General features: G+C 70.0%; 9 protein-coding genes and 1 tRNA gene. 6 read left to right on the plus strand and 4 right to left on the minus strand.

Annotation, left to right across the window (positions count from 1 at the left end; all coding sequences use genetic code 11):
- Positions 1-242 precede the first annotated feature (242 nt).
- From ABTZ94_RS34495 to ABTZ94_RS34510, 4 genes are all read left to right on the plus strand, one after another.
- Positions 243-315: transfer RNA gene (locus ABTZ94_RS34495), tRNA-Arg, on the plus strand.
- A 79-nt stretch (positions 316-394) separates the two neighbouring features.
- Positions 395-1,276 carry a DUF2797 domain-containing protein gene (locus ABTZ94_RS34500; protein WP_351206910.1) on the plus strand — a complete coding sequence of 294 codons (882 nt, stop codon included), beginning with the start codon at positions 395-397 and terminating at the stop codon, positions 1,274-1,276.
- 51 nt (positions 1,277-1,327) lie between these two features.
- Entirely contained in the window at positions 1,328-2,206 is an 879-nt protein-coding gene (locus ABTZ94_RS34505) for an amidohydrolase family protein (RefSeq protein WP_351206912.1), read from the plus strand.
- Positions 2,207-2,288: 82 nt separating this feature from the next.
- Positions 2,289-3,026 carry a response regulator transcription factor gene (locus tag ABTZ94_RS34510; protein ID WP_351206914.1) on the plus strand — a complete coding sequence of 246 codons (738 nt, stop codon included), beginning with the start codon at positions 2,289-2,291 and terminating at the stop codon, positions 3,024-3,026.
- 82 nt (positions 3,027-3,108) lie between these two features.
- Here ABTZ94_RS34510 and ABTZ94_RS34515 read toward each other — a convergent pair whose 3' ends face one another.
- Positions 3,109-3,966: an endonuclease/exonuclease/phosphatase family protein gene (locus tag ABTZ94_RS34515; RefSeq protein ID WP_351206916.1), complete on the minus strand. Its 858-nt coding sequence runs from the start codon at positions 3,964-3,966 to the stop codon at positions 3,109-3,111.
- Positions 3,967-4,095: 129 nt separating this feature from the next.
- Between ABTZ94_RS34515 and ABTZ94_RS34520 the strand changes: the two genes are divergently transcribed.
- Positions 4,096-5,625, plus strand: a complete 1,530-nt coding sequence (locus tag ABTZ94_RS34520) for an MFS transporter (protein WP_351206918.1) — start codon at positions 4,096-4,098, stop codon at positions 5,623-5,625.
- 94 nt (positions 5,626-5,719) lie between these two features.
- Complete coding sequence (locus tag ABTZ94_RS34525) at positions 5,720-6,478, plus strand: TetR/AcrR family transcriptional regulator (protein WP_351206920.1); 759 nt, start codon at positions 5,720-5,722, stop codon at positions 6,476-6,478.
- 15 nt (positions 6,479-6,493) lie between these two features.
- Here the strand turns inward: ABTZ94_RS34525 and ABTZ94_RS34530 are convergent, their stop codons facing one another.
- Genes ABTZ94_RS34530 through ABTZ94_RS34540 form a run of 3 tightly spaced genes read right to left on the minus strand, consistent with a single transcriptional unit; the run spans position 6,494 to position 7,998 of the window.
- Positions 6,494-6,664 carry a hypothetical protein gene (locus tag ABTZ94_RS34530; RefSeq protein ID WP_351206922.1) on the minus strand — a complete coding sequence of 57 codons (171 nt, stop codon included), beginning with the start codon at positions 6,662-6,664 and terminating at the stop codon, positions 6,494-6,496.
- A gap of 38 nt (positions 6,665-6,702) precedes the next feature.
- Positions 6,703-7,173, minus strand: a complete 471-nt coding sequence (locus tag ABTZ94_RS34535; protein ID WP_351206924.1) for a PPOX class F420-dependent oxidoreductase — start codon at positions 7,171-7,173, stop codon at positions 6,703-6,705.
- A gap of 9 nt (positions 7,174-7,182) precedes the next feature.
- Positions 7,183-7,998, minus strand: a complete 816-nt coding sequence (locus ABTZ94_RS34540) for a YceI family protein (protein ID WP_351206926.1) — start codon at positions 7,996-7,998, stop codon at positions 7,183-7,185.
- Between the last annotated feature and the right edge of the window lie 74 nt (positions 7,999-8,072).

Here is an 8,072-nt window from a genome sequence, read left to right on the forward strand (position 1 = left end):
CGGGGCTTCGGTCGTATCCGGACCCGGGCGGTCCGGATACGACCCCGTGGCGGCGCCCGGCCCGCTCGGGCGACCGGTCGGACAGTCGTCCATAGCATCGCCAATCGGGGCGTTTTCGCAGGTCAGAGGTGGTGTGGCTAAAGAATTTCGCGCTACGGCGCAGGTCATGTAATGTTGTCCACGCAACGCCGACCAGGCAGAAAAGCCCGGGAGGTAAAGCCAGCGGTTAACACCGCGGGCGAGCACTCGTAGCTTAACGGATAGAGCATCTGACTACGGATCAGAAGGTTGCAGGTTCGAATCCTGCCGAGTGCACAGTGCCAAGAGGCCCCCGGATTCATCCGGGGGCCTCTTGGCATTCCCTCCGCCTGAATCGGAATCCGGGAGTTCGCGCATGGGGTGGCAGTGCACCGGGCTGCGATGGCCACACGCGCAGGGGGCGCCCGTGCTGGGGTGGCGGCGGGGCGGGGCCGTTCGGGTGAGTGTGCTGGCCTACGGGACGGAACTCGGGTTCCGGGCCGTGGGGGAGCGGTGCTGCGTCGGGGCGCGCGGGAATGTGTGTCCGGTGGGGGCCGTGGTGCCGGGGCGGAGTACCGGGGCGCGCTGTCCTGAGTGCGCGCGGCTGGACCGGGCGCACTCGGTTGCCGCCGACACGATCGCCGATGACCCTCGGACGTACCGCGTGTATCTCGCCTGGTTCGGGCCGGGGATGGTGAAGGTCGGGATCACCGCCGAGGAGCGGGAGGCGGCGCGGCTGCGGGAGCAGGGGGCCGTGGTGTTCAGCTGGCTGGGGCGGGGGCCGTTGATGGCGGCGCGGCGGACCGAGGAGCTGCTGCGGTCGGCGCTCGGGGTGCCGGACCGGATTCCGTACGCCAGGAAACGGGCCGTGCGCGCGGTGCTGCCGGGGGTTGCGGAGCGGCATGCCGAGGTGGCGCAGCTCTACGGGCGGGCTGTGGCGCTGGAGGGGGCCGGGTGGCCCCAGTCGCTGGAGCGGTTGCCGTTCGAGGCGGTCGATCATGCCGGGGTGTTCGGGCTGGACGGCGCGGTCGAGGTGGCGTGGGCGGTCACCGAGTTGACCGACGGGGGTGTGGTCGCGGGGCGGCTGGTGGCGGCGGCCGGGCCCGATCTGCATCTGGAGACGGTGACGGACGGGGTCGTGGTGCTGGACACCCGGCTGATGACCGGGTGGGAGCTGGCGGGCGCCGACGCGCGGGCAGGGGTGGGCGTGCCGGTGGCCGACATCGGGGCCGGTGGCGTGCAGGGCGGGCTCTTCTGAGATCGTCGGTCCCGCGGGGCCGGAGAGACCGGACGGGGAGAGGGGTGCGGGATGAGTGGCGACGGCGACGACGTCGTGCGGTTCTGGCAACGGTTGGGGCTGCCGGGGATCATCGATGTCCATACGCACTTCATGCCGGAGCGGGTGCTCCGCAAGGTCTGGGCGTACTTCGACTCCGCGGGGCCGCTGACCGGGATGAAATGGCCGATCGAGTACCGGCACGACGAGGACGAACGCCTCGCGCTGCTGCGCTCGTTCGGCGTGCTCCGGTTCACCTCGATGCTCTATCCGCACAAGGCCGGCATGGCGGCCTGGCTGAACGGCTGGGCGGCCGACTTCGCGCGCCGGGTGCCGGACTGCCTGCACACCGCGACGTTCTTCCCGGAAGAAGGCGTGGAGCGGTACGTACGAGAGGCCGTGGAGGCGGGGGCGCGGGTCTTCAAGTCGCACCTTCAGGTCGGCGCGTACGACGCCAACGACCCGCTGCTGGAGCCGGTGTGGGGGCTGCTCGCGGAGGCCGGGGTTCCGGTGGTGATGCACTGCGGCTCCGGGCCGGCGCCCGGCACGTACACGGGGCCCGAACCGGTCGGCCGGCTGCTTGCCCGGCATCCGCGGCTGCGGCTGATCGTGGCGCACATGGGGATGCCGGAGTACACGGAGTTCCTGGCGCTGGCGGAGACGTACCCGGAGGTACGGCTCGATACGACGATGGCGTTCACCGACTTCACGGAGGACTTCACGCCGTTCCCGGTGGCCGAGCGGAAGCGCCTCGCGGCGCTCGGGGACCGGATTCTGCTGGGGACGGACTTCCCGAACATCCCGTATCCGTACGCGCATCAGCTGCACGCGCTGGAACGGCTGGAGTTGGGGGACGACTGGCTGCGCGCGGTCTGTCACGGGAACGCGAGCGGGTTGTTCGCCGTGGACTGACGGTCCACGAAGGGCAGCTTTTCTCAGGGAATTCACAGAATCGGGAAAGGGCCCTCTCAGAGGAGCCTCACAGGGTTGAGGCATGACGACGACCTTGCCCCAGGGGCGTACCGAACTGCTGAGGGCGGACCGCAGCCCCGTCCGTGTGCTGGTGGTGGACGACGAGGCTCCGCTCGCCGAGCTGCTCTCCATGGCCCTGCGTTACGAGGGCTGGGAGGTGCGCAGCGCCGGGGACGGTGCCGGTGCCGTACGGATGGCGCGCGACTTCCGGCCCGATGTGGTGATCCTCGATGTGATGCTGCCGGACACGGACGGGTCCGCCGTACTCGGCAGACTGCGGCGGGAGCTCTCCGAGGTCCCGGTGCTGTTCCTGACCGCGCGCGACGCGGTGGAGGACCGGATCGCCGGGCTCACGGCGGGCGGCGACGACCACGTCACCAAGCCGTTCAGCCTGGAGGAGGTCGTGGCCCGGCTGCGCGGGCTGATCCGGCGGTCGGGTACGGCGGCCGTGCGCAGCGAGTCGACGCTCGTCGTCGGCGATCTGATGCTCGACGAGGACAGCCATGAGGTGAGCCGGGGCGAAACGTCCATCCACCTCACGGCGACCGAGTTCGAGCTGCTGCGCTTCCTGATGCGCAATCCGCGGCGGGTGCTGAGCAAGGCACAGATCCTGGACCGGGTGTGGAACTACGACTTCGGCGGGCAGGCGAACGTCGTCGAGCTGTACATCTCGTATCTGCGCAAGAAGATCGACGCAGGGCGGTCGCCGATGATCCACACCCGGCGCGGGGCGGGGTATCTCATCAAGCCCGGTGAGTAGGCGCATATCCCGACGGCGGAGGAGGCCGTGGACGCTGCGGACCTTCTACGACCTGACCCGGCCGAAGAGCAGCGAATAGGGCTCAGCGCCGCAGCAGCAGATCCGCGACAACCGGGCGGTGGTCCGAGGCAAGCGTCTCGGCCACCGCCGCGTGGCGTACCCGTACGGAATCCTTCGACACCGCCACGTAATCGATCCGCCGCACCGGATCCTGCGCCGGGTACGTCGGCCCGCCGGGCTCGATGTCCGTCAGCTCCTCCCACAACGGGGCGAGTTCGGGAGCGGTCGGTGCCGCGTTGAAGTCGCCGAGCAGGATCTGTCGCACCTTCTGCCGCCCCGGTGCCTCGTCCTCGGCCATGATCCGGCGGGTGTCGGCGACCTGGGCGGTCCGTACGGACGGGTCGGCCCGGTAGTCGAGATGCGTCACATACACATGCACGGGCAGCCCCTTCACCCCCAGGACCACCTCGCCGAAGCCGGGCGCGGGGGCCGGAACCGGGTTCGGGTCCTGGGTGGAGAGCCGGGTGATCTCGTGGTTCTCGGCGCTCACGATCCGATACCTGGACAGCACCGCGACCCCGAACTCGCGCCGGGGAGCACCTGGAGTCTCAGGGGCGAGGCTGTAGACCGGGGCGAACGAGACCTGCATGTCCAGCCGCTCGGCCAGCTCACCCGCGAGATCGCGCCACTCGCTGCGGGTGCCCCAGTGGACGTCGACCTCCTGGAGCCCGATCACGTCGGCGTCCAGTGAGCGGAGCTCGGCGGTCTGCCGGTCGAGATCGAAGACGTTGTCCATGCCGGCGCCCGCATGGATGTTGTATGTGGCCACGCGCAGCGGCACCGCGTGCCCCTGCCCGGCGGCCGATGCGCAGGGCGCGAGGGCGGCGCCCAACAGGCTCGCCGCGATGAGCACTTCCACCGTACGACGACGCAGTGACATACCACTCCAGCCCTTGTCGGATCAGCGGCGAGCACGGTACCGCGCGGAAACCGGTTGTACACCGTATGGGGGCTGGCTATACGGTGTACAACTCATACTCGTACACCGTATAGGGCATCAGGAGTCCGCATGACGGCGACCGCCGCCGAGCAGAACCACCTCTCGCCACCGAGCCACCCGCAACGCTGGCTGATCCTCGGCGTGATCTGCCTCGCCCAGCTCACCGTGCTGCTCGACAACACCGTTCTCAATGTCGCTATCCCCTCCCTCACCCGGGAGCTGGACGCCTCCACCGCCGATGTGCAGTGGATGATCAACGCCTATTCGCTGGTCCAGTCGGGTCTGCTGCTCACGGCCGGCAGTTCCGCCGACCGCTACGGCCGCAAGAAGATGCTGGTCGCGGGGCTCGCCCTGTTCGGCATCGGTTCGCTGGTGGCCGGACTGGCCCAGTCGTCCGCGCAGCTGATCGCCGCCCGTGCGGGCATGGGCATCGGCGGTGCGCTGCTGATGACGACGACCCTGGCCGTCGTCGTGCAGATCTTCGACGACACCGAGCGGGTCAAGGCGATCGGCGTCTGGTCGACCGTCAGCTCGCTCGGCTTCGCCGTCGGTCCGCTGGTCGGCGGAGTGATGCTCGACCACTTCTGGTGGGGCGCGATCTTCCTGATCAACATTCCCGTCGCGGTCATCGGTCTGGCCGCCGTCGTCCGGCTCGTCCCGGAGTCCAAGAACCCCGGTGGCGAGCGTCCCGACCTGCTCGGCGCGCTGCTCTCCACCATCGGTATGGCATCCGTCGTGTACGCGATCATCTCCGGCCCGGTGCACGGGTGGATGTCGGGCCGGGTGCTGCTGACCGCCTTCGTCGGGGTCGCCGTCCTCGCCGGGTTCGTGCTGTGGGAGCTGCACATCCCGTACCCGATGCTGGACATGCACTTCTTCCGGAACCAGAAGTTCATCGGGGCGGTCGCGGGCGCGATCCTGGTCGCCTTCGGGATGGGCGGCTCGCTCTTCCTGCTCACCCAGCAGCTCCAGTTCGTCCTCGGCTACGGGCCGCTGGAGGCCGGTCTGCGTACGGCTCCGCTGGCGCTGAGCGTCGTCGCTCTCAACCTCACCGGTCTTGGCGCCAGGCTGGTGCCCAAGCTGGGCACGCCCGTCACCATCGCGGCCGGGATGAGCCTGCTGGCCGCGGGTCTCGCCGCCATCGCGATGCTCGGCGGCAACGGTTACGGCGGCATGCTGCTCGGCCTGGTCATGATGGGTGCGGGCATCGCGCTCGCCATGCCCGCCATGGCCAACGCGATCATGAGCGCGATTCCGCCGGAGAAGGCGGGCGTGGGCGCCGGGGTCAACGGCACGCTCGCCGAATTCGGCAACGGTCTGGGCGTCGCGGTCCTCGGTGCGGTGCTCAACTCCCGGTTCGCGGCGCTCGTGCCGGCGGCCGTCGGGGCCGCCTCACTGCCCGCCGCACTGGCCTCGGCCACCGGCGACGGGGAGCGGGCGCGGATCACGGACGCTTTCGCCTCGGGACTGGAGACCAGCCAGCTGGTCGGAGCGGTTGCGGTGCTGGCCGGCGGCCTGCTGGCCGCGGCGCTCCTGCGCCGTGCCGAGCGGGCAGAATCTGCTCGGGCGGACTCGGCCGAGGCAGGGGCAGCGGCATAGCATCGAGGCGGGGCGCATCGGACCGTACGAATCCGCTTCGTGCGCACGGGTACGCATCCGGTTCGTCCCGCCGGCAAGACGAGGAGAGTGCGCCATGGTGTCCGCGGCCGACCGTGTGAAGAACCCTGCCAGGACCAGTGTGTGGCTGGAGCAGCGGGCACCTTCGCGCACCCGTAAACCCGACCAGTCGGCCGGTCTCGACCGGGACAGGATCACCGCGGCTTCGGTCCGGCTGCTGGACGCCGAGGGCCTCGCCAAGTTCTCGATGCGCCGGCTCGCCGCGGAGCTGGACGTCACCGCGATGTCCCTCTACTGGTACGTGGACACCAAGGACGATCTGCTGGAGCTGGCCCTCGACTCGGTCTACAGCGAGATCGCGCCTCCTCGCGAGGACGCGCACTGGCACGACCGGCTGCGCGAGCTGGCCATCTCCTACCGGGAATTGCTGGTCCGGCATGTCTGGGTGTCGCCGCTCGCCGGTCACTTCCTCAACATGGGCCCGCACTCGATGCTGTTCTCGCACGCCATCCAGGACGTGGTCCGGGCGACGGGGCTGCCGCTGCACCAGCAGACGGGCGCGCTCTCCGCGGTCTTCCAGTTCGTGTACGGATTCGGCACCATCGAGGCCCACTTCGTGCAGCGCAGCGCGGAGGTGGGGGTCAGCCAGGACGAGTTTTTCCAGCAGGCGTTGGGCGCCATCCGGAGCCAGCCGCAGCTCAGCCGGATCGTCGAGTCCTCGCAGGATCTGATGGACGCCCGCGGCGGTGACACGGTCGAGGAGATGCGAGACCGGGACTTCGCCTTCGCCCTGGACCTGCTGATCGCGGGCATCGAGGCGATGCGGGACCGCTGAGACCTCACTCGTCCCTCAGTACCCGCGTCCCACATCCACGGCCGCGGAAGAACCGTGTCCCACGGGGCTGCCGGTGATGCGCTCCGGTTCGCGGACGACGGAGGCATCCACCGTCGGCGCGGCCGGCAGCCGGGCCCGCGCGAGCAGGCCCGGCGCCGGAACGTGTTCATGTATGCGGGAAGGCATCCCGGTCCCGGTCCCGGGGCGTATCCGGCAGACAGCCGTCAGCTGCCGGACGCCAGGTGGGCGGGGAAGCCGCCGGTGGCGACCGGGCCCCAGCGCTCCGGAGTGATCCGGATGATCGACTTCCCCTGTTTCACCATCGCCGCCCTGTACTCGTCCCAGTCCGGGTGCTCACCCGAGATGTTCCGGAAGTACTCGACGAGCGGCTCGACCGAATCCGGTGAGTCGATCACCTCGGCCGAGCCGTCGATCTGCACCCACGGCCCGTTCCAGTCGTCGGACAGGACGATCACGCTGACCCGCTCGTCCCGTTTCGCGTTGCGGGTCTTGGCCCGTTCGGGGTAGGTCGAGACGACGATCCGTCCTGCGTCGTCGACGCCGCAGGTCAGCGGGGAGCCCTGGGGGCGGCCGTCGGACCGGGTGGTCAGCAGGATCGCCCGGTGCCTGGGCCGTACGAACGCCATCAACTCGTCGAGTTCCACGGCGGTGTTCGTCGCGATGTCGGGTGCCATGTCCGCAGACTACGACGGCAGGGACTCACCCTGCACGGCCTGGATGTCGAGCTCCACCCGCAGCGTCGTACCGATCGCCGAGATGCCCGCCTGCACCACCTGGTTGTAGTTCATGGCGAAGTCCTCGCGGCGCAGCTCCGCCGTTGCGCTGAATGCCGCACGCACCCCGCCCCACGGGTCCGGGCCCGTCCCGAGGTAGCTCAGGTTCAGGTCGACCGGGCGCATGACGCCGTGCAGCGACAGTTCGCCGTGGACCAGCCAGCGGTCGGGTCCTGTCGGAGTCATTCCGTTGGAGCGGTACGTGATCTCCGGGAACCGGTCCGAGTCCAGGAAGTCCGGCGAGCGCAGGTGCTTGTCGCGCATGCCGTTGCCGGTGTCGATGCTGGCCGCGCTGATGACGGTGTCGACGCGGGACTGCTTGACGTCCTCCGCGATCTCGATCCGGCCGCCGAACTCGGTGAACCGGCCGTGCACGCTGGAGATCCCCAGGTGCTGCGCGACCGCGGCCACCGAGGAGTGCGCCGGGTCCAGCGACCAGGCGCCCGGCGGCGGCAGCTCCACACCACCCTGACGGGCCAGCACCACCGTGCCGGCCTCGACCCGCCCGCTCGCGGTGACGAGGGCGGTGGAGGCGGCGGGGGCGTACCCGACCGCCGTGACGATCACTGTGTACGCGCCGGCCTGCAGGGGAGTCTCGGTACGCACCGCCCCGTCCTCGTCGGCAGTGGCCCGCAGTACCTGCGCGCCGGTCATGTCGGTGACCGTCACGACCGCGTGCTGGACCGCCCAGCCGTCCCGCGTCCGTACCTGTGCGCGAAGTCCCATCCCGTTCTCTCTCCTTGCTCAATGACTCAATGAGTCGGGCCCCGGGGCGGGGACGGCAGGCCGTCCCCTGCCTG

The organism is Streptomyces sp. NPDC002785 (assembly GCF_040295565.1).
In the GTDB taxonomy this organism is placed as follows: domain Bacteria; phylum Actinomycetota; class Actinomycetes; order Streptomycetales; family Streptomycetaceae; genus Streptomyces.